This window comes from Pseudomonas sp. NFX98, from assembly GCF_047784845.1.
GTDB lineage: Bacteria > Pseudomonadota > Gammaproteobacteria > Pseudomonadales > Pseudomonadaceae > Aquipseudomonas.
The window spans coordinates 91,782-112,210 of record NZ_JBLNNF010000015.1; the positions used below are offsets into that span (position 1 = coordinate 91,782).

General features: G+C 60.9%; 19 protein-coding genes. 6 read left to right on the forward strand and 13 right to left on the reverse strand.

Annotated elements, in window-relative coordinates; translation table 11 throughout:
• The first annotated feature begins 287 nt into the window (after window positions 1–287).
• A complete protein-coding gene (locus ACM110_RS20215; protein ID WP_416129159.1) occupies window positions 288–1,016 on the forward strand; it encodes a class II aldolase and adducin N-terminal domain-containing protein in 729 nt (242 codons plus the stop codon).
• A gap of 2 nt (window positions 1,017–1,018) precedes the next feature.
• Here ACM110_RS20215 and ACM110_RS20220 read toward each other — a convergent pair whose 3' ends face one another.
• The 3 genes from ACM110_RS20220 to ACM110_RS20230 form a co-directional block, all read right to left on the reverse strand.
• On the reverse strand, window positions 1,019–2,092 hold the full coding sequence (locus ACM110_RS20220; protein WP_416129160.1) for a GlxA family transcriptional regulator: 1,074 nt from the start codon (window positions 2,090–2,092) through the stop codon (window positions 1,019–1,021).
• Window positions 2,093–2,101: 9 nt separating this feature from the next.
• Window positions 2,102–3,763 (reverse strand): choline dehydrogenase, encoded by a 1,662-nt coding sequence (locus ACM110_RS20225; RefSeq protein ID WP_416129161.1) that lies wholly within the window; start codon window positions 3,761–3,763, stop codon window positions 2,102–2,104.
• A 137-nt stretch (window positions 3,764–3,900) separates the two neighbouring features.
• Window positions 3,901–5,070: an aromatic ring-hydroxylating oxygenase subunit alpha gene (locus tag ACM110_RS20230; protein WP_416129162.1), complete on the reverse strand. Its 1,170-nt coding sequence runs from the start codon at window positions 5,068–5,070 to the stop codon at window positions 3,901–3,903.
• Between the two features lie 393 nt (window positions 5,071–5,463).
• Between ACM110_RS20230 and ACM110_RS20235 the strand changes: the two genes are divergently transcribed.
• Entirely contained in the window at window positions 5,464–5,814 is a 351-nt protein-coding gene (locus ACM110_RS20235) for a hypothetical protein (protein WP_416129163.1), read from the forward strand.
• Between the two features lie 198 nt (window positions 5,815–6,012).
• Here the strand turns inward: ACM110_RS20235 and ACM110_RS20240 are convergent, their stop codons facing one another.
• The 3 genes from ACM110_RS20240 to ACM110_RS20250 form a co-directional block, all read right to left on the reverse strand.
• Complete coding sequence (locus ACM110_RS20240) at window positions 6,013–6,141, reverse strand: hypothetical protein (RefSeq protein ID WP_416129164.1); 129 nt, start codon at window positions 6,139–6,141, stop codon at window positions 6,013–6,015.
• 19 nt (window positions 6,142–6,160) lie between these two features.
• Window positions 6,161–6,406: a DUF2790 domain-containing protein gene (locus ACM110_RS20245; RefSeq protein ID WP_416129165.1), complete on the reverse strand. Its 246-nt coding sequence runs from the start codon at window positions 6,404–6,406 to the stop codon at window positions 6,161–6,163.
• Between the two features lie 114 nt (window positions 6,407–6,520).
• Window positions 6,521–6,934, reverse strand: a complete 414-nt coding sequence (locus ACM110_RS20250; RefSeq protein ID WP_416129166.1) for an ester cyclase — start codon at window positions 6,932–6,934, stop codon at window positions 6,521–6,523.
• 135 nt (window positions 6,935–7,069) lie between these two features.
• On the opposite strand from ACM110_RS20250, the gene ACM110_RS20255 reads away from it, so the two are divergent.
• Window positions 7,070–7,954: a LysR substrate-binding domain-containing protein gene (locus ACM110_RS20255; protein ID WP_416129167.1), complete on the forward strand. Its 885-nt coding sequence runs from the start codon at window positions 7,070–7,072 to the stop codon at window positions 7,952–7,954.
• 98 nt (window positions 7,955–8,052) lie between these two features.
• On the opposite strand, the gene ACM110_RS20260 is transcribed toward ACM110_RS20255, so the two are convergent.
• Both ACM110_RS20260 and ACM110_RS20265 read right to left on the reverse strand, forming a co-directional pair.
• Window positions 8,053–9,234 carry an acetyl-CoA C-acyltransferase family protein gene (locus tag ACM110_RS20260; protein ID WP_416129168.1) on the reverse strand — a complete coding sequence of 394 codons (1,182 nt, stop codon included), beginning with the start codon at window positions 9,232–9,234 and terminating at the stop codon, window positions 8,053–8,055.
• A complete protein-coding gene (locus tag ACM110_RS20265) occupies window positions 9,231–10,013 on the reverse strand; it encodes an enoyl-CoA hydratase-related protein (RefSeq protein ID WP_416129169.1) in 783 nt (260 codons plus the stop codon). The genes ACM110_RS20260 and ACM110_RS20265 overlap by 4 nt, the downstream gene beginning before the upstream one ends.
• A gap of 208 nt (window positions 10,014–10,221) precedes the next feature.
• Here ACM110_RS20265 and ACM110_RS20270 point away from each other — a divergent pair, with 208 nt between their 5' ends.
• Genes ACM110_RS20270 through ACM110_RS20280 form a run of 3 tightly spaced genes read left to right on the forward strand, consistent with a single transcriptional unit; the run spans window position 10,222 to window position 13,691 of the window.
• The gene (locus ACM110_RS20270) at window positions 10,222–11,328 is read left to right on the forward strand and encodes a polyamine ABC transporter substrate-binding protein (RefSeq protein WP_338582067.1); all 1,107 of its coding nucleotides are present in this window, start codon (window positions 10,222–10,224) and stop codon (window positions 11,326–11,328) included.
• A gap of 39 nt (window positions 11,329–11,367) precedes the next feature.
• On the forward strand, window positions 11,368–12,786 hold the full coding sequence (locus tag ACM110_RS20275) for an aminotransferase (RefSeq protein WP_416129170.1): 1,419 nt from the start codon (window positions 11,368–11,370) through the stop codon (window positions 12,784–12,786).
• Entirely contained in the window at window positions 12,783–13,691 is a 909-nt protein-coding gene (locus ACM110_RS20280; RefSeq protein ID WP_416129171.1) for a LuxR C-terminal-related transcriptional regulator, read from the forward strand. The genes ACM110_RS20275 and ACM110_RS20280 overlap by 4 nt, the downstream gene beginning before the upstream one ends.
• 118 nt (window positions 13,692–13,809) lie before the next feature.
• Here ACM110_RS20280 and paaZ read toward each other — a convergent pair whose 3' ends face one another.
• The 5 genes from paaZ to paaE form a co-directional block, all read right to left on the reverse strand.
• Entirely contained in the window at window positions 13,810–15,864 is a 2,055-nt protein-coding gene (gene paaZ, locus ACM110_RS20285; protein ID WP_416129172.1) for a phenylacetic acid degradation bifunctional protein PaaZ, read from the reverse strand.
• Window positions 15,865–15,922: 58 nt separating this feature from the next.
• Complete coding sequence (locus ACM110_RS20290; protein ID WP_416129173.1) at window positions 15,923–17,176, reverse strand: OprD family porin; 1,254 nt, start codon at window positions 17,174–17,176, stop codon at window positions 15,923–15,925.
• 22 nt (window positions 17,177–17,198) lie between these two features.
• Window positions 17,199–18,845, reverse strand: coding sequence for a cation acetate symporter (locus ACM110_RS20295; RefSeq protein ID WP_416129174.1), 1,647 nt, complete (start codon window positions 18,843–18,845; stop codon window positions 17,199–17,201).
• Complete coding sequence (locus ACM110_RS20300; RefSeq protein WP_160387643.1) at window positions 18,842–19,150, reverse strand: DUF485 domain-containing protein; 309 nt, start codon at window positions 19,148–19,150, stop codon at window positions 18,842–18,844. The genes ACM110_RS20295 and ACM110_RS20300 overlap by 4 nt, the downstream gene beginning before the upstream one ends.
• A 181-nt stretch (window positions 19,151–19,331) precedes the next feature.
• A complete protein-coding gene (gene paaE / locus ACM110_RS20305; protein WP_416129175.1) occupies window positions 19,332–20,408 on the reverse strand; it encodes a 1,2-phenylacetyl-CoA epoxidase subunit PaaE in 1,077 nt (358 codons plus the stop codon).
• Window positions 20,409–20,429 lie beyond the last annotated feature (21 nt).

The window sequence follows — 20,429 nt, forward strand, 5'->3', positions numbered from 1 at the left end:
GCAGTCGTCAGTCTCAGGCTTGATCCATACCAAACCAGTTCAGCGCCGCCGGTTCGGTGTTGAGGTAGATGTGCTTGAGCTCAGTGAACTCTCCAGCCAAGTTGATCCGTGGCCGTCACTATGGCGGGGTCCGCAACGCGGCTCTTGATCAAACGCGGCATAACCACGCCGTTTTCCCTCGGTTGGGAAGTCGCGCAATAGCGGCAGTCAATGTCGTTTCGCGTCAGGTGCGCGCAAGGCGTCTCTCTACACTGCCAGGCAACCGATCAACATCTGTGGAGCACGGGATGAATCAACCTGTCGAGCAACTGAGAGTCCGCCTGGCCTGTGCGTTTCGCTGGGCCGCGCGGCTGAACCTGCACGAGTCCATCGCCAATCACTTCAGCGTGGCGGTGTCGGGGGATGGCCGGGAGTTTCTGATCAATCCGTACGGCAAGCATTTCTCGCGGATCAAGGCCAGCGACTTGCTGTTGGTCAACGCCGATGAGCCCGCAAGCCTCGACCGCCCTGACGCGCCGGACATCACCGCGTGGGCCTTGCACAGTGCCTTGCACCGCAACCAGCCTCACGCCCGCTGCATCCTGCACACCCATTCGAAATACGCGACAGCGCTGGCGGGTCTGGCGGATTCGCGGCTGCCACCGATCGAGCAGAACTGCATGCGCTTTTTCGAACGCGTGGTCATCGACGACGGCTTTGACGGCATGGGCCTGGGTGATGAGGCTGAGCGGGTCAGCCGCCTGCTCGGGGACAAGCCAATTTTGTTGATGGGCAACCATGGTTTGCTGGTGGCGGCGCCGAGCATCGCCCAGGCGTTCGATGATCTGTACTACTTCGAACGCGCTTGCGAGACCTACATCACCGCGCTTTCAACCGGTCGTGAGTTGCGCATCGCCAGTGATGAAATCGCGCGCAAGACCTGCCGGCAATGGCTCGATTATCCGGGCTTTGCCGACAAGCATTTCAACGCGCTGATGGAAATTCTCGACGAGGAAGAACCGGGCTATCGCCTGTGAATTCAGTCCGCCTCGACCGGCCGCTGCTCCTTGCGCAGCGGCTGGCGCATCACCGGGGCGGTCCAGATTTGGCTGCGGTCTTCGCTGGGCGGGCAGCCGAAGCGGGCGCGGTAGGTGCGCGAGAAATGCTCCAGTGAACCGAACCCGGAACAGGCCGCCACTTGCGCCACGCTCAGGCGCGTCTGTTGCAGCAAACTGTGGGCCTTGGCCAGCCGCAGAGTGATGTAGTACTTGAGCGGCGACAGGCCGGTCTGATGCTTGAACTGCCGCTCCAGTTGCCGCCGCGACAATCCGACCTTGTCGGCAATCGCTTCGCAGTCGAGAGGTTCCTCCAGCGCCTGTTCCATCAACTGCACGGCCCGGCGAATCTTGCTGCCGTACAGCCCGGTGTTGGTCAGGCCGCCGTCGAGTTGATTGTCGGCCGGCGCGCGCACCTGACCCATCAACAGATGCATGCCGATTTCCCGCGCCAGTTCGCTGTCGACGCTCTGGCCGATCCAGCCAAGCAGCATGTCCAGTGTCGTTGTCGCGCCGGCGCAAGTCATGCGCTGACGCTCCAGCGTATAGAGCTGCGGCTTGGCGTGGACCCGTGGATAACTTTCCTGAAAGCCCTGCAGATTATCCCAGTGCACAGCGGCTTCGTAGCCGTCGAGTACGCCAGCGGCGGCGAGCAGTTCGGTGCCGGTTTCCACGCCCATCAACACCGCGCCGAACAGCGCCTGCTTGCGCAGCCAGCTCTTGAGCGCGAGATTGCGGCTGTGTTTGTGCACATCGAAACTGGCGATCACCAGGCACACATCAAAACCCTGGTCGGCCTTCAAACCGTCATTGGCGACGGTGACCAAACCGTTGCTGGCCTGCACCGGTTCGCCGTCCAGCGACAGCAGCGACCACTGGAACAACTGGCGCTGGGTCAGCCAATTGGCGATGGCCAAGGGTTCCAGCACGGCCGCCAGACCGAAGTTGGAAAACGACGGCAACAGCAACACCGCAACCCGCAACGGCGCGACATCGCCGCGCCGCCAGGTGAAGGTGGATTGCGAAGGCATTGCGCTGTCAGGTGCGTGGTTGCTCATGCGTCGCCTCTATCGTTGCTGCGTCTGCCATTGCGGGTGAATCCAGACCGGCGCTTCAAATCCCGCCAGCGGTGGCAGGCCGCGAATCATGTCGCTGGCCTTTTCCGCGATCATCACCGTCGGCGCATTGGTGTTGCCGCTGACAATCACCGGCATGATCGACGCGTCCACCACGCGCAAACCGTCCAGGCCATGCACGCGCAGTTGCGGGTCGACCACCGCTTCCGGGTCGCTCGCCGGGCCCATCTTGCACGTACCGCTGGCATGGTAGCCGGTTTCCGTGACTTGCCTGGTCCACGCATCCAGCGCTTCATCGCTTTTTACGTGCCGGCCGGGCACCAGCTCTTCACCCTTGAATGCGGCCATGGCCGGTTGCTCGATGATCTCGCGCACCAGTCGCGCACCGGCACGCATGTCGGCTCGATCCTGCGCGGTTTTCAGGTAATTGAACAGGATGCGCGGCGGCTGTCGAGGGTCGGCGCTGTTGAGCGTCACGCTGCCCAGGCTGGTGGGGCGCATCAGGTCGATGTGGATCTGGAAGGCGTGATCCGGCACCAGATCGACACTGCCGGGTTTCACCGCCAGCGGCATGAAGGTCAGTTGCAGATCGGGATGCTCGACCCCGGCCCGCGAGCGAATGAACGCCCCGGCCTCGAAATGATTGCTCGCCGCCAAACCGTCGTGGGTGGCGAACCAGCGGGCGCCGATCCACCATTTGCCCGGTGCGGTGGTCCACGGATACAGCGACACCGGCTTTTTGCACAGGTACTGCACGACCGTGTCCGGGTGATCGTTGAGCCGCCGACCGACGCCGGGCAGATTGTGTTTGACGCTGATCCCCAGGTCGCGCAGTTCCGCCGCCGGACCGATCCCCGAGAGCAGCAGCAACTGCGGCGAGTTGATCGCGCCGGCAGTCAGCAGCACTTCACGTCGGGCAAACGCTTGATGCGTCTCACCGCTTTGTTCGTACTCGATGCCGACCGCGCGCGAACCCTCAAACAGGATGCGCAACGCCAGGGCATCAGTGACCACGCGCACGTTGCCTCGGCCCAGCGCTTCGCGCAGATAACCGCGTGATGTGCTCCAGCGACGACCGTTACGGGTGGTGCGGTCCACCGGTCCGAAGGCTTCCTGGCGATAGCCATTGAGGTCGCTGCTCAAGCCATATCCGGCCTCGGCACCGGCTGCCAGAAACGCCGCGCACAACGGCGTTTGCGTATCGCCGGGCGTGACATGCAGATGTCCGGTCGCGCCGCGATAATCGTCCGCGCCATCGGCGTGGGTTTGCGCACGTTTGAAGTACGGCAACACGTCCTGATAGCGCCAGCCTTCGCAGCCTTGTTCGGCCCAGCCGTCGTAATCGCGGGCATGGCCACGGATGTAGACCATGCCGTTGATCGACGACGAGCCGCCCAGCGTGCGACCTCGCGGCGTGCCGATCCGGCGCCCGTCCAGAAACGGTTCCGGCTCGGAACTGTAGCTCCAGTTGTAGCGCGTGCCGCCCACCACCAGGCCCACGGCGGACGGCATGTCGATGGTCCAGCTCTGGTCCGCCGGCCCCGCCTCCAGCAGCAGAATCCGCACGGCAGGGTCTTCGCTCAAGCGATTGGCCAACACACAGCCTGCGGACCCGGCGCCCACAATCAGGTAATCAAACGCATGGTTGGCCATGGTTCGGGGTGCTCCATCAATAGAAAGTCATGACACACCCTCTGTAGGAGCAAAGCTTGCTCGCGATGGCGGTGTGTCAGGTGACATAGATGTCGGGTATTACTCCGTCATCGCGAGCAAGCTTTGCTCCTACAGGATCAGGCTAATGAGGACCTATGAATCCCGTTAAACACCAACCGATGGAAGTGATGCACCAAATGCTCGCTTTCATTGCTGCGCTGGGCGTCGATCATGTAGCGGCCCTGGTTGTAGCCCATTGAGTGCAGGCCTTTTTGCACCGAGATGTTCAGCGCGATGTCTTCCGGCCCGAGGTCGTCGTTCATCCACTTCATGCACGACTGGCTGACCGCTGCCGTTTCGGCGTTGTTGGAGTAGTAACCAAAGCGCAGCAGCGAGCGCTCGGCGTCCAGCGGAATCATGATGAACGAGCCGAGGAACTCCGAGAACGGGAAGGTGTAGAAGGTGTTGTTCGGCCACATGCCGATGTTGAAAAAGCATTCGTCGGGGTTGAGGTCTTTGCGCAACGGCACGCCGTAGGCTTCGGTCACCGAGAGATTGGCCGGGGCAATGTAGGTCCACCAGTTGTCGCGTTTGGTCAACTGATAGCCCTTGAAGTCGATGAGCTTGGCCAGGTCGATATGGCACGGGCCCGACAACTTGAAGTGATAGCCCTCGATGGAGTTGTCCATGATCACCTTCCAGTTGGCCGGCACGATCACGTCCTGTTCCTCGATCAGGCGCATGTTGGCCAGGTCCGGGAACACCCGATTCATTTCCTCGTCGGCGCCGGGGAACAAGTCGCGTAGCGACGGCGCGTTCGGGTCGAGGTTGAAATAGATGAAACCGCCCAGTTCCTCGGTGCGAACCTGCGGAATGTTGAACTGCTGCAACTCGAAGTTTTTCATCTTCTCGCAACGCGGCGCGCTGCGCAGGCTGCCGTCCATTTCGTAGCACCACGAATGATAGGCGCAACGCACCACGCCACCGGTGGTGCCGCGACGTTCTTCGAGCAGACGATTGCCGCGATGCTGGCAAACGTTGTGGAACGCATGGATCTGCCCCTGACGATTCTTCGCCACCACCACGCTTTGGTCGAACAGATCCGTCACCACGTACTGCCCCGGCTCGGCGAACTCGCTGACGTGCCCGGCCACATGCCAGGCGTGCATGAAAATATTGTCGCGCTCAGACTTGAACAGAGTCTCGTCGTAGAAATAACGCGAGGGCAGGGTGAACGCCTCTTCCGGGTCCTGATGATCCCAGCCGTCGATCGAACTTTGGGTTTTGAGGTTCTGGATATTGTGCATCGGGATGATCTCCTCGGTGACTGGCGCCGCACGGTACGGCTTCGTTCTGGGACCTAATCTAGGGCGCGAGGAGGGAGGCAGATTGATGGAAAGCGACCAGTTGGCGGGTAAAAATATCAAGGACAAAGTCAAAAGATCGCAGCCTGCGGCAGCTCCTACAGATACGCGGACGCTGCAAATTTCAGGTCTGCATCGGCCAATGTAGGAGCTGCCGGAGGCTGCGATCTTTTGATTTTGATATGAGTCTATTTGACAGCAATGTAGTCGTATTAACTAATTTTTCATGTAGTCCTTATGACTTGTATATGTTTCAAGCTACTGAAAATAAACGATTTAAAAATTGGCACGCTTCGTGATGTATGCAAAGCATCGTAACCGAAGCAGGAAATCGCCATGCCCCGTTCAATCCCCCTCAGCTTTACCCTCTGCCTGTTGCTTTCCCCCCTGTGCATGGCCGATCAAGTGGTCCGTGAGGTTCCCGACACCACCGCCGGCAAAGGCTTCGGTGCACTCACCGGGTTGATGGTGGGCGCGGTGGGCGGGCCGGTCGGTGCGTTGGTCGGTGCTGGCGCCGGATTCTTTGCCGGTAGTTCGGTGCAGGAAGCGGCCGGCCTCACCGAAACCGCGTACGAAGTCAAAGACACTCAAGGAGAAATCAGCACTGTGCGCTCGCCCAACGCGCGCTTCGAGCCAGGCCAGCAAGTAACGCGTAAAGGCGCGCGCCTGGAGCCTCAGGACAGCTGAGCCCTCCGTCGATTCAAAGCAAACCACGAACTCCTTTTTAGGATCCGGTCATGGGTCGGGTCCTCTTTTTTCTCAGCGCCATCGTCAGTCCGTTGAACGGTACTGATCGATTTATAACGAATCACGTGCACAAAGAACTGTATTGAAAGTTTCCCGTTTTGGCGGGCAGACGAGCCGCAACTCGTCTGCCCGTCTTTTTTATGGGGACAGCAGCAGTGTCGACGGATACAGGCAGTGGCGGATATCCATGACAATTTCCGGCGGCCTTGCGCCATGGGCCGGGGTCAGGACATGCAGAAGCAACACGATCACCGCCATCGGACTCATCAGGTGGCCCATCGCATGTTCAGTCGTTCGCGTTGCCACAATCGGTGCCCGCCACCAAATACTTCAGGCTTTTCACATTGCCGTGGGAGTCCTGGTAAATCATGGTCACCGGCGATGGATGGCATTTGTCTTGCGGTTCCGAGATGGAAATGACCTGGGCAACGTCCAGATGCATGCCGTAGTGGTATTGCTCGGTGGCGGAAGGGGTTTGCGCGAGCGCCGAACCGGAGCACACCAGCGCCAATAACATCAGTAGCTTTTTCATGACGATCACCTTTTTTCAGGTAATAGCCTCCTGGGCAGCGGCTTTCGGCGCCGACGCGCAAAGGGGCGGATTATCAAACGGTCGTGGGCGGTTGAGCCCTGTAGTGATGGGGGCTTACAGGCCGATCAGGTCGCGGTGCACCTCCAGCGCATTACGCTCGACCCAGTTGTGCTGCAGCAGGCCATCGGCGCGCACTTGCCACACGGCCGTGCCGAGCATTTCGAACGGCGTGCCGCAGGAGCGTCCACCGATGAAACCGCGGTTTTTACCGCAGAGTTTCCAGCGTGACGCCACGCGCGTGCCGTCGGCGTTCTGAAAGGTTTCGATGGCGTCGAACTGGAAGTCGTCGATTTTCGACAGGAAGACACCGATCCATTCGATGAACTGCTCACGACCGGTGATTTCAACGCCACCGGAGGTAATGACGAAGTCTTCGGCGACGAACCTGGCGGCGGCTAGTGGATCGCGTGCCTGCCAGACCTCGCGCCAGAAGCTTTCGACGATCTCTACGGCTGTATTGGATGACATGGTGTTGCACCTCTTGGACAAGGACATAGTTGCCCGGCTGTTTGAAACCGGGCCTTGGACCAAAGTATTCGGTCTTTGCCATCTAGAAGTCGAACGCATATTATTTATGGCATCCAGTTGATTGGCGAATACATCATGCAATCCAGCGACCTTGAAATCGATTTGCTGCGCGCGTTTATCGCGGTGGCGGAGACCGGCAGTTTCACGGCAGCGGCCGAGGTGGTGGCGCGTTCTCAATCGGCGGTGAGCCAGAAAATCATCCGTCTGGAAGAGATCCTCGGCATGCGCGTGTTCGAGCGCACCAGTCGTACCCTGACGTTGACGGCGGAGGGTGAGCGACTGTTGGTCGGGGCGCGGAAAATGATGCTGCACTTCGACAGCTTCATGCGTGAGATGCGCGCGCCGGTGACGGTCAACACCTTGCGTCTGGGCATCTCCGAGAATCTGGTGCCCACGCAGTTGCCACGGTTGTTGTCGCGTTTCAGCAAGTTGTATCCCGACCTGGAACTGGAGCTGACCACCGGGCTGAGCAATGACCTGCTGGCCGACCATGAAGCGGGGCGGCTGGACGTGGTGATTTCCAAGCGCAAGATGGGCGCCGCTCAACGCGGCCGGATCATCTGGCGCGAGCCGTTGGTGTGGATTGCTGCGAAGGACTACGAAATCGAAGCGGCGCGACCGTTGCGCCTGGTGATGATGCGACCGCCCTGCGCGTATCGCGCGATCATGGTCGAGGCGCTGGCTTCGGTGCAGCGGGAATGGTCGTCGGCGTGTCTGGCGAGCAATCTCGGTGGGGTTCAGGCCGCCGTGGCTGCCGGGCTCGGAATTACCGCCCTGGGCACGTCGTTTTTGCAGGAAGGCATGCGGATTATCGAACCGTCGGAAAAGCTGCCGACGCTACCGTCCACGGAAGTCGCGGTGATCGGCGACGAGCCCCGCACCCAACATCTGCTGCAACCTCTGGTCGCGTTGCTGACCGAAGGTCTGATGTCGGGTACGAGCCTCACCCGCACGTTGTAGGAGCTGCCGCAGGCTGCGATCTTTTGACTTTGATTGTAAAAAAACAAAATCAAAAGATCGCAGCCTGCGGCAGCTCCTACAGGGTAAAAACGGAGTTGTTAAGTCCGTTCAAAAATCGCCGCAATCCCCTGACCACCACCAATGCACATGGTCACCAGCGCGTAACGGCCGCCGGTGCGATGCAGTTCGTGGATGGCTTTGGTGGCGATGATCGCGCCGGTGGCGCCGACCGGGTGACCGAGGGCGATGCCCGAGCCGTTCGGGTTGACCTTGGCCGGGTCGAGGTCCAGTTCCTGGCTGACTGCACAGGCCTGGGCGGCGAAGGCGATGTTGGCTTCGATCACGTCCAGGTCGGCGACGGTCAGGCCGGCACGCTTGAGCGCCAGGCGCGTAGCAGGGATCGGACCCAGGCCCATCAGTTCCGGCTCGACGCCAGCGTGGGCGTAGCTGACCAGACGGGCGAGTGGTTTCAGGTTGTTGATCTGGACCGCGGTGCCGGTGGCCATGACCAGCGCGGCGGCACCGTCGTTCAGCCCGGAAGCGTTGCCGGCGGTGACCGAACCGTCCTTCTTGAACGCAGGCTTCATGCCGGCCAGTTGTTCCAGGGAAGTGGCGCGCGGGTGCTCGTCGACGCTGAACAGTTTGGTGCCCTTGCGGTCCTGGATTTCCACGGTCGCGATCTGCTCGCTGAAGTAGCCGTTGGCGATCGCATGGGCCGCGCGTTTCTGATCTTCAAAGGCCAGGGCGTCCTGCATTTCGCGAGTGATGCCGTTGCGCGCAGCGACGTTCTCGGCAGTGATGCCCATGTGGATGCTCTGGAACGGGTCATGCAAGATGCCGAGCATGTAGTCGACGGCTTGCACGTTGCCCATGCGCGAACCCCAACGGGCCGATGGCAGCAGGTACGGGCCACGGCTCATGGATTCGGCACCGGCACCGACGACGATGTCGGCATCGCCGAGCAGCAGGCTCTGCGCGGCGTTGATGATCGCTTGCAGGCCCGAACCGCACAGGCGGTTGACGTTGTAGGCCGGGGTTTCTTTCGGGATGCCGGCGTTCATCGCGGCGACGCGGGAGATGTAGGCGTCACGGGTTTCGGTCGGGATCACGTTGCCCATCACCAGATGACCGACCAGCGCCGGGTCTACGGCGGCGCGTTGCAGCGCGGCTTTCACGGCTGTGGTCGCCAGATCGGCCAGTGGCACGTCCTTGAGCGAGCCGCCGAACGTGCCGATGGCGGTACGGGCGGCGCTGACGACGTAGATTTCTGGAGTGTTCATGGCTGGTTTCCTTTCGGTGGATTCTTATCTGTACTGCGATTGAGCAGGGCGTTCAAGGCTGTTTTCGCCTCATCGCTATTGAGGCGCTGAATGAACAGCGTGTTTTCTTCGCGCAGGGTGGCTTGCAGTTCTTCCATGCCGGGCTGCTTCATCAGGTGGCGTGATTGGCGCAAGGCTTGCTGAGGCATTGCCAACAAGCGTTGGGCGATTTTCCTTGCCGCAGCGAGGCATTGCTCGCCGTCATCGAAGGCTTCATTGGCCAAACCCCATTCAACCGCTTGAGCACCGTCGAGGCCGTCACCCAACAGCAAAAGGCGTCTGGCCCGGGCCTGGCCGAGCAGGCGCGGCAACAGCAGGCTGGCGCCAAATTCCGGGCACAGGCCGAGGTTGACGAACGGCGTGCGCAGCTTGGCGTTGCGGGTCACCAGCACCTGATCGCAGTGCAACAACAGGGTGGTGCCGATGCCAATGGCTGCCCCGCACACCGCTGCGATCAGCGGCTTTTGCAGATGCGTCACAGCGCGCATAAAGCGAAATGCCGGGCTGTCCAGGTGGGTCGGCGGCTCTTTCAAGAAGTCCACCAGGTCGTTGCCGCTGGTGAAGCAGTTCGGGCCACCGGTCACGATGATCACCCGGACTTCATCGTTTTCGTCAGCGGCAAACAACAGGTCGGCCAGCCGCATGTACATGGCGTTGGTCAGCGCGTTGAGCTTGTCCGGGCGGTCGATGGTCAGCGTCAGCACGCCATCGTTCAGTTCTTGTTTGATCAGGTCGGTCATGGGAGGCGCCTGCGGGTTCGGTTTGGCGGCCACTTTAAGCGTCAGGCAAACCCCGCAGCTATGACAAAACGGGTCAACCGGGCTGATGCTTTTTGCCATGTACGCGGTAGACACACCCATTCGGGGTATGGTGCCACTGGTTGAATCGCCCAATAGTAGGTGCATCCGCTCATCCAGAGCCGAACTCGCTTGATAAGGTGCATTTGCTATGGGCAAGACACTGCTTAAGGTGATTTCCAGTCTGTTTGTTGTACCGCTGACCCTGAATGCTTACGCCGCCGAGGTAAACGACAGCAACACGCTACGGCTCTATAACTGGGCGGATTACATCGGCGAAAAGACCCTGGCCGATTTCGAAAAGGCCAGCGGCATCAAGGTCATCTACGACACGTTCGATGCCTACGAAACGGTGCAGGCCAAGTTGCTCACCGGTCATTCCGGTTATGACCTGATCGTGCTGAACGCGTCCCTCGCACCACCGCTGATCCAGGCCAAGGTGTTCCAGCCGCTGGACAAGAAACTGCTGCCGAGCTGGCCCAACCTTGACCCGAAAATCTTGCAGGACCTGCAAGGCTTCGATCCGGGCACCACCTACTCGGCGCCCTACACCTGGGGCAGCAACGGCATCACCTATAACGTCGACAAGATCAAGGAGCGCATGCCGGACGCGCCGATCGGTTCGCTGGCGATGATTTTCGATCCGAAGATCGTCGCCAAGTTTGCCGACTGTGGCGTGACCCTGCTCGATGCACCCACCGAAGTCATTCCCATGGCTTTGACGTACCTGGGGCGCGACCCGCGAAGCGCTGCGCCGGAAGACCTGAAAGCCGCCCAGGCGTTGCTGTTGTCGGTGCGGCCGTACATCCGCAAGTTCGACTCGGTCAATTACCTGACCAGCCTGCCCAATGGCGATGTGTGCATGGCCATGACCTGGTCCGGCGATTACGCGACCGCCATGGCCCGCGCCGCAGAAGCCAAGAAAGAGATCAACCTGGCCTACTTCATTCCCAAGGAAGGCTCGCTGATCTGGTTCGACAACATGTACATCCCGGCCGACGCCCCGCACGTGGCCAACGCCCACAAATTTCTCGAGTACCTGATGCAACCGCAGGTGATGGCCGATGTGAGCGATTACATCAACTACGCCAACAGCAACGCCGCCGCCACTCCGTTGCTCAATGCCGCGGTGCGCGACAACCCGGCGATTTACCCCGATGCACAAACCCGTGAGCGGCTGTTTCCGCAGAAGACCCAGAACGCCAAGGACATGCGGGCCATGACCCGGGTCTGGAGCACGGTGAAAAGCGGGATCTGATTTGTTCGAACGTTAGTCAATTCGGTTAGAGGTTTATTTATGGCGACGCCAACACGCACCGTTTTTTCCCCAGCGGACGAGTCCCGGCTGGTCAAGGCCGACAAGGCCCACCATATGCACGGCTATCACGTGTTCGACGAACACGCCGAACAAGGTTCGCTGAACATCGTTGCCGGCGACGGCGCCTACATCTACGACACCCAGGGCAACCGTTTCCTCGATGCCGTGGGCGGCATGTGGTGCACCAATATTGGCCTGGGCCGTGAGGAAATGGCCGAGGCCATCGCCGATCAAGTGCGGCAACTGGCGTATTCGAATCCGTTTTCCGACATGTCGAACAACGTGGCGATCCAGCTCTGCGAGAAGCTCGCCAGCCTGGCGCCCGGCGACCTCGACCACGTGTTCCTGACCACCGGTGGCTCCACCGCCGTGGACACCGCGTACCGGCTGATCCAGTACTACCAGAACTGCCGTGGCAAACCGGAAAAGAAACACGTCATCGCCCGCTTTAACGCGTATCACGGCTCCACCACGCTGACCATGTCGATCGGCAATAAGGCTGCCGACCGGGTGCCGGAGTTCGATTACGCCAATCCATTGATCCACCACGTTTCCAATCCCAACCCGTACCGCGCACCGGACGGCATGGACGAGGCGCAGTTCCTTGAATTTCTGGTCAAGGAATTCGAAGACAAGATTCAGTCGATTGGCGCGGACAAGGTCGCCGGTTTCTTTGCCGAACCGGTGATGGGCTCGGGCGGGGTGATCATTCCGCCGAAGGGTTATCTCAAGCGCATGTGGGAAGTCTGCCAGCGCCACGACATCCTCTTTGTTGCTGACGAAGTGGTGACTTCGTTCGGACGGTTGGGCAAGTTCTTCGCTTCCCTCGACGTGTTCGACGTGCAACCCGACATCATCACCACCGCCAAGGGCCTGACCTCGGCGTATCTGCCGCTGGGTGCGTGCATCTTTTCCGACCGCATCTGGAAAGTCATCGCCGAACCGGGCAAGGGCCGCTGCTTCACCCACGGTTTCACCTACAGCGGGCATCCGGTGTGCTGCACGGCGGCGCTGAAGAACATCGAAATCATCGAGCGGGAAAACCTGTTGGCCCATGTCGACGATGTCGGTGGCTATCTGGAACAACGCTTGGCCACACTGCGGGATTTGCCGCTGGTGGGCGATGTGCGCTGTCTGAAACTGATGGCCTGCGTGGAGTTCGTCGCCGACAAACGCACCAAGGCGCTGTTCGCCGACGAGATCAATATCGGCGAAAAAATCCACTCGCGCGCGCAGGCCCGAGGCTTGCTGGTGCGGCCGATCATGCACCTCAACGTCATGTCGCCGCCGCTGATTCTCACCTATGAACAGGTGGATGAAATCGTCGAGATCCTGCGGGTGTGCATTCTGGAAGTGGCGGCCGAGCTTGAGGCGAGCGGACAGTACGCGGGCCAATGATTTCGTCAGTGCGGCTGTTACCAAGGGCTTGCTCAGCCGCTAGACTGCGGGGCATGAGCAAACCAAACGACGATACGCTGATCGCGATGCCCTTCGGGGCATTGCACAAATGGCATGGGGGAATGCGCGAGGCATTCGCCCACATTGATGAGCCTGACGCCCTGCAACACCTGGCGTCAGCGTTGGCGCAACTGGTGTCCGTCGAGTCAATAATGATCAGCCTGGAGCGCAAAGACCGCGCACCACAGTTGCTGCATCAGCGCGGCATCGCGCAGGAGTTTCAGGTCTCGATTCTTGAGCGCTATTTTGCCGGGGGGTATTTGCTCGACCCGTTCTGCCTGGCGGTGGAGCAAGGGTTGGCGCAGGGGTTCTATCACCTGGAGGAGATCGCGCCGGACAACTTCTTCGACAGCGACTACTACAAGACCTATTACCTGAAGGCGAACTGTTCGGAAGACAGTTACTACATCGTCGATACCGGCAATGACACGAAAATTTCCGTCAGCCTGTTTCAAGGTTTCGGCGGTGAATGCCTGGGTGTCGAACAGTTGAATCTGCTGCGCGCCGTCGAACCGCTGGTGCGCGAGTTCATCAGCGAATTCAGTCAGCGTGGCCTGCAACGCAGTAGCGAGATCGCGGGCAATAACGATCAAGGCCTGCGCGATGACCTCAAGCAACGGGTGCAATCGGCCTTCGAGCAGTTCGGTTGCAACGTGCTCACCGAACGCGAGCGGGAAGTGGCGCACATGGTGCTCAGGGGCCACTCGGTGAAATCCACGGCGAGCCAGATGAACATCTCACCGGAAACCGTGCGCATGCACCGCAAGAACCTGTACCTGAAACTGGAAGTGGGTTCGCAGTCGGAATTGTTTGCGTTGTTTATTGAGTGGTTGCGCAGGCATTAACAAGCAAAAGATCGCAGCCTGCGGCAGCTCCTACACCGATCCGGTACAACCGCCATTTCGCGAATGTACCCAATCCCTGTAGGAGCTGCCGCAGGCTGCGATCTTTTGACTTTAAGGATTACTCCTCGCGTTTTACGACCAAAGTCAAAATGTCATAGCTCGCCACCAGTTCACCCAACTGGTTGGTCACTTCCACATCCCACGCCACCACCCCTTGCGGGATGCCCTGCGGGCTCTTCTTGCCCTGGTCGATCTTGCGTTTGCAGGTCAGGCGCGCCTGGATGGTGTCGCCGATGCCCACCGGGTTGATGAAGCGCAGGGTGTCCAGGCCGTAGTTGGCCAGTACCGGGCCGACGCCAGGGGATACGAACAGACCAGCCGCCGCCGACAGCACGAAGTAACCGTGGGCAATACGCTTGCCGAACTGCGATTCCTTGGCCGCGATGTCATCGAAGTGCATGTAGAAGTGATCGCCCGACAGGCAACCGAAGTTCACCAGATCGGCCTCGGTGACGGTGCGGCGGTGAGTCAGTAGCGACTCGCCGATCTGCAGGTCCTGGAAGTAGCGACGGAACGGATGCACTTCGGTTTCGATGACCTTGGCGCCGCGCACGAATTCGCCGGTGACTGCCGCGAGCATGGTTGGCGAACCTTGGACCGCCGCGCGTTGCAGGTAGTGTTTTACCGCACGCAGGCCGCCGAGCTCTTCACCACCACCGGCACGACCCGGGCCGCCGTGCTTGAGTTGCGGCAGCGGCGAACCGTGACCGGTGGATTCGCCGGCGCAGTTGCGATCCAGCACCAGCAAACGCCCGTGCAAGGCTGCTGCAACCGGAACGGCTTTGGCGGCGATTTGCGGATCTTTGGTGATCAGGCTGGCCACCAGGCTACCTTTACCGCGCGCGGCCAACGCCAGCGCTTCGTCGAGATCGTCATAGGTCATCAAGGTGCTGACCGGGCCGAACGCTTCGATATCGTGAGCGCCGCCCTCGGCGTGTGGGTCGCGGGCTTGCAACAGGGTCGGAGCGAAGAACGCGCCTTTGTCGACATTTTCACCGCGCGGTTCGAAGCCGTCACGCGCACCGAACAACAGGTCGCTGCTCTGCAACAGGGCTTCCAGACGCTCGGCCACGTCTTTCTGCTGATCGTGGGACGCCAGTGCGCCCATGCGCACGCCTTCCACCGACGGATCGCCGACCACTACCTTGGCCAGGCGATCGCGCAGACGGGTGGCGACGGCATCGATGTGCTTGGCCGGGACGATGGCGCGGCGGATGGCGGTGCATTTCTGCCCGGCCTTGGTGGTCATTTCCCGGGCGACTTCCTTGATGAACAGCTCGAACTCTTCGTCATCCGGGGTTACGTCCGGGGCGAGGATCGCGCAGTTCAGCGAGTCGGCTTCGGCAGTGAACGGCACCGAGTTGCGGATCAGGTTCGGGTTGACGCGCAGCTTGGCCGCGGTGTCGGCGGAACCGGTGAAGGTCACCACGTCCTGGCCTTGCAGACGGTCGAGCAGGTCGCCGGTGCCGCCGATGATCAATTGCAGGCTGCCTGCCGGCAACAGGCCGGATTCATCGATCAGGCGCACCACGGCTTCCGTCAGGTAGCTGGTGGCGCTGGCCGGTTTGACGATGCACGGCATGCCCGCGAGGAAGCTCGGGGCGAATTTTTCCAGCATGCCCCAGATCGGGAAGTTGAAGGCGTTGATGTGCACCGCCACGCCACCGCGCGGCACCAGGATGTGAGTGCCGGCGAAGGTGCCCATTTTGCTCAGCTGCATGGCCGGGCCTTCATGAACGACGTTGCCCGACGGCAATTCACGGGAGCCGAGGCTGGCGTAGGTGAACAGCGTGCTGTTGCCGCCTTCGATGTCGATCCAGCTGTCGGCGCGGGTTGCGCCGCTGTGATGGGAGATCGCGTAGAGCTGTTCCTTGCGCTCGCTCAGGTACAGGGCCAAAGCCTTGAGACGCTGGGCGCGCTGCTGGAAATCCAGCGCCATCAAGCCGCTGACACCCTGGCGACGGCCGTGCTCGATGGCTTCGGCGAAGTCCGGGCGCTCTTCATGGGTGTACGCAATCTCGTGTCCGTCGATGGCGCTGCGCAGCACCTGTGCGCCGTGTTGGCCGATCCAGCGACCGGCGATGAAACTTTGCAGGGTAGGGGCGTGAGACATCACGAATGCTCCTGATTGTGAACGGTTGTGGCGCGGTCGCGACCGCGCCCTTGCGGAATTACCAAAGCGCCAGGGTGTAACCGACGATCAGCCGGTTTTCATCGAGGGCGGTAGTCAGGCCATTGCCGGAGCGGAAGGTCACGTTGCGCCAGCGCAGGCTGACGTTCTTCAACACACCGCTCTGGATGACGTAGCTGATATCGGTGTCGCGTTCCCATTCGCGCCCGTTGTCGACGCTGCCGGCCTTGACGTGGCGGCCGTCGGTGTAGCGGGTCATGAAGGTCAGGCCCGGAATGCCTTGCGCCGCGAAGTCATAGTCGTAACGCAGCTGCCAGGAATCTTCTTCGGCGCGGGTAAAGGTGTTGAACGTCACCAGGTTGACCACGTACGGATCGCCGCCGTTGAGGAACGGAAAGGCGCTGTCGCCGGACAGTTGCTGGTAGGCGGCACTGACCTTGTGGGCACCGTGGGACAGGGTGAACATGCTATTGAAGTTGCGGTTGTCGATGCGCCCGGCCCGTTCGGCGCCGTCGCCCCGGCTGTCGAAATAACGCAGGTCGCTGCGCAGGTTGAAACCGTTGCCCAGCGGTTGCGTATGCACCAGTCCGGCGAACTGCTGGCGATAGATCTGCTCAAGCTTGCCGTAGTAGTAACTCAGGTTCAGTTGTGGACTGAACGCGTAGCTGCCACCGCCGAAGTCGAAGTGATCGCTGCTGGCGGCGGCGTAGCCGATGTCATCGTTGCTCGACGAGTCGCGCAGGTTGGCCTTGGTCAGGCGACCGGCATTGACCGTCAGACCGTCGATTTCCTGGCTGGTCAGCAAGCCACCTTCAAAGGTCGAACCCAGCAGGCGTGTGTCGTTGTAGGTCGCCACTGGCAACAAGGGTTGCAGGGTGCCGAGTTTCAACACGCTTTTGGAGACCCGCACTTTGCCGGTCAGGCCCAGTTCGCTGTAGTTATCATCGGGCTCATGGCTCTGCGGGCCGAACGGCAGCAGGCCGGTGCCACGGCGGTCCGGGCTGGAGTCGAGTTTCAGCCCCAGCTCACCCAGTGCGTCGAGTCCGAAACCAAAGGTGCCGTCGGTGAACCCGGATTCGACACGCGCAGTGAAGCCCTGGGCCCATTCTTCGACCTTGGATTGCGGGGCGTTGTCCTGACGGAAATCGCGGTTGATGTAGTGGTTGCGCATTTCGATACGGGCCTTGCTGTCGCCGATGAAGTCGGCCATGGCGTTGGGGGCGATCATGGGCAGACTCAATGCGGCGGCCAGCGAAAACAGTGATTCATAGGGTGCGTTACGTGCGGGCTTCATTATTTTTATTCCCTGCCAATATTCAGTGATTGCTGGCGCCGGAGGCACCGATGCCGGTCATCGAACGGATGAACTGCGCCAGGTAACGACCACGCTCAAGGGCTGCACGGGGCGAGGTGTCGGTGACGGAAAACAGCCATGCACTGAAGAACGCCAGGCTCATGGAAAACAGCGCCGGGTTGGAGTACGGGAACAGCGCCTTGTCGTGATGCATCACGTTTACCCACACCGCCGGGCTCAGCACCAGCAACACAATCGCCGAGACCAGTCCGGACAGGCTGCCGAGGACGGCGCCACGGGTGGTCAGGCCTTTCCAGTACATCGAGAGGAACAGCACCGGGAAATTCACCGACGCGGCGATGGCCAGCACCAGGCCCGAGAGGAAGGCAATGTTCTGCGACTCGAACAGCAGGCCGAGGATGATCGCCAGCACACCGATGCACAGGGTGGCGATTCGCGACACGCGCATCTCTTGCTGCTCGCTGGCCTGACCTTTGCGCATTACGCAGGCATACAGGTCGTGGGATACCGCCGACGCGCCGGACAATGCCAGCCCGGCGACCACCGCCAGAATGGTGGCGAAAGCCACCGCCGAAATGAAGCCGAGGAACAGGTTGCCGCCTACCGCGTGGGCCAGGTGTACGGCGACCATGTTGCCGCCGCCGATGATCGCGCCGCTGGCGTCACGGAACGTCGGGTCGGTGCCGACCATGACGATGGCGCCGAAGCCGACGATGATCAGCAGCAGGTAGAAGTAGCCGATGAAACCGGTGGCGTAGAACACGCTTTTGCGTGCTTCCTTGGCATCGCTGACGGTGAAGAAGCGCATCAGGATATGCGGCAGGCCAGCGGTGCCGAACATCATGCCCAGCCCCAGGGAAATCGCATCGATCGGGTTGGACAGCAAGCCGCCGGGGGCCATGATCGCGCTGCCCTTGGCGTGCACGGCGGTGGCGCCAGCGAACATCGCTTCGGTGCTGAAACCGAAATGCTTGAGCACCATGAACGCCATGAAACTGGTGCCGAACAGCAGCATCACCGCTTTGATGATCTGCACCCACGTGGTGGCGAGCATGCCGCCGAAGGTCACGTAGAACACCATCAACACGCCGACCAGCATCACCGCGTAGAGGTAATCGATGCCGAACAGCAATTCGATCAGCTTGCCGGCGCCGACCATCTGCGCCACCAGGTACATCAGCGCCACGGTCAGGGTGCCGAAGGCCGAAGTCAGGCGCACCGGGGTCTGTTCCAGGCGATAGGAGACCACGTCGGCAAAGGTGTATTTGCCCAGGTTGCGCAGGCGCTCGGCAATCAGGAACAGGATGATCGGCCAGCCGGCCAGCACGCCCAGGGCATAGAGCAAGCCGTCGTAGCCATTGAGGAACATCATCGCGGAAATGCCGAGGAACGAGGCCGCCGAGATCATGTCGCCGGCAATCGCCAGTCCGTTCTGGAAGCCGGTCATGCCGCCGCCAGCGGTGTAGAAATCACTGGCGGAGCGGGTGCGCAGTGCCGCCCAGCGCGTCACGCCCAGGGTGAACAGCACGAACACCAGGAACATGCCGATGGCGTTCCAGTTCAGTGGGCGGGACGCGCCGTCGGCGGCCACCGCAAGATCAGTGACCACCGCCAGCGGCAGCAGGAACAACGCGAGAAGACGGCTCATCGGGCGCACTCCTGCTTGAGTTTTTCGTTCAGCGGGTCGATCACGTTGTTGGCGCGATAGACATAGAAACCGGTCAGCGCAAAGGCCAGCCCGACGATGACGACACCCACCAGCATGCCCACGGTGGTCACGCCGCCGCTCAGGGATTGGCCGAGGGTAGAAGGGGAGAAAGCCACCAGCAGTACGAAACCGAAGTAGATCACCAGCATGGCCAGGCTCAGTGACCAGTACAGCTTCTGTTTGCGACGAACCAGCTGGATGAAATCCGGGTGCTGGCCGATGAGTTCTATTTCCTGGGGTGTCATGACGCGCGCTCCTTTGTTGTTTTTGTTTTGGGTGAAACAGTTCCGGGCTACACCAGAGCTCTGTGGGAGCAAGGCTTGCCCGCGAAGACGGGGTGTCAGGCAACATCAGTGTTGAATGTAACGACGCTATCGCGGGCAAGCCTTGCTCCTACAGGTCCAAGGTGTGCCGGCGATATCGGTTTCAGAGCTGATCGAAATCCAGCACCACTTTGTCGCTGATCGGGAACGCCTGGCACGACAGCACATAACCGGCCGCGACTTCGTAGTCTTCGAGGGCGTGGTTGCTGTCCATTTCCACTTCGCCTTCGATGACCTTGCATTTGCAGGTCGAGCACACGCCGGCCTTGCACGAGTAGGGCAGTTCGGCGCCTTGGGCGTTGCCGGCGTCGAGGATGCTCATGCTGTTGCGCGGCAGGTCGAAGGCCAGGGCGCGGCCGTCGCTGATCACGGTGATCTGGCTGACAGCTGCATCCACCTGACGCGCCGCCTCGCGGGCTTCGCGTTTCTGCTGGCTGCCGACGGCGGCGAACAGTTCGAAGTGAATGCGCTCCGGCGCCATGCCCTTGGCCTTGAGGCTGTCGCGCACGGTCTCGGTCATTTCCTGCGGGCCGCAGATGAACGCAGCGTCGAGGGCTTTGACATCGAGCCAGCGGCTGAACAGTTGCTCGCATTTCTCGGCGTTGATCCGACCGTTGTAGAGGTCGACATCCTGCTGCTCGCGGCTGAACACGAAGATCAGGTTCAGGCGTTGCAGGTAACGATTTTTCAGGTCTTCCAGCTGTTCGCGAAACAGTGCGCCGGAACTGGAGCGGTTGCCGTACAGCAAGGTCACGCGGCTGTTGGGCTCGGTTTCCAGGGTGGTCTTGATTATCGACAGGATCGGCGTGATGCCGCTGCCAGCGGCCACGGCGAGGTAGCTGCCATGGCGCGCCGGGTCGAGTTCCACGCTGAAATGCCCGGCGGGCGGCATCACTTCCAGGCTGTGCCCGGCCTTGAGCTGTTCGTTGGCAAACGCGGAAAAACGCCCACCCGCTACGCGCTTGATGGCAACACGCAGTTCACCGTCGTTGACCCCGGTGCAGATCGAGTAGGAACGGCGCACTTCTTCGCCGTCCAGTTGCGTGCGCATCACCAGGTGCTGGCCCTGGGTGTAGTGAAAACTGTCTTGCAGTTCCTGCGGAATCTCGAAGGCGATGGACACCGCATCACGGGTCTCGGTGCGCACATCCTTGATGGTCAGGCTGTGAAATTTGCTCATTATTGTTCTCCAGCTGCGACG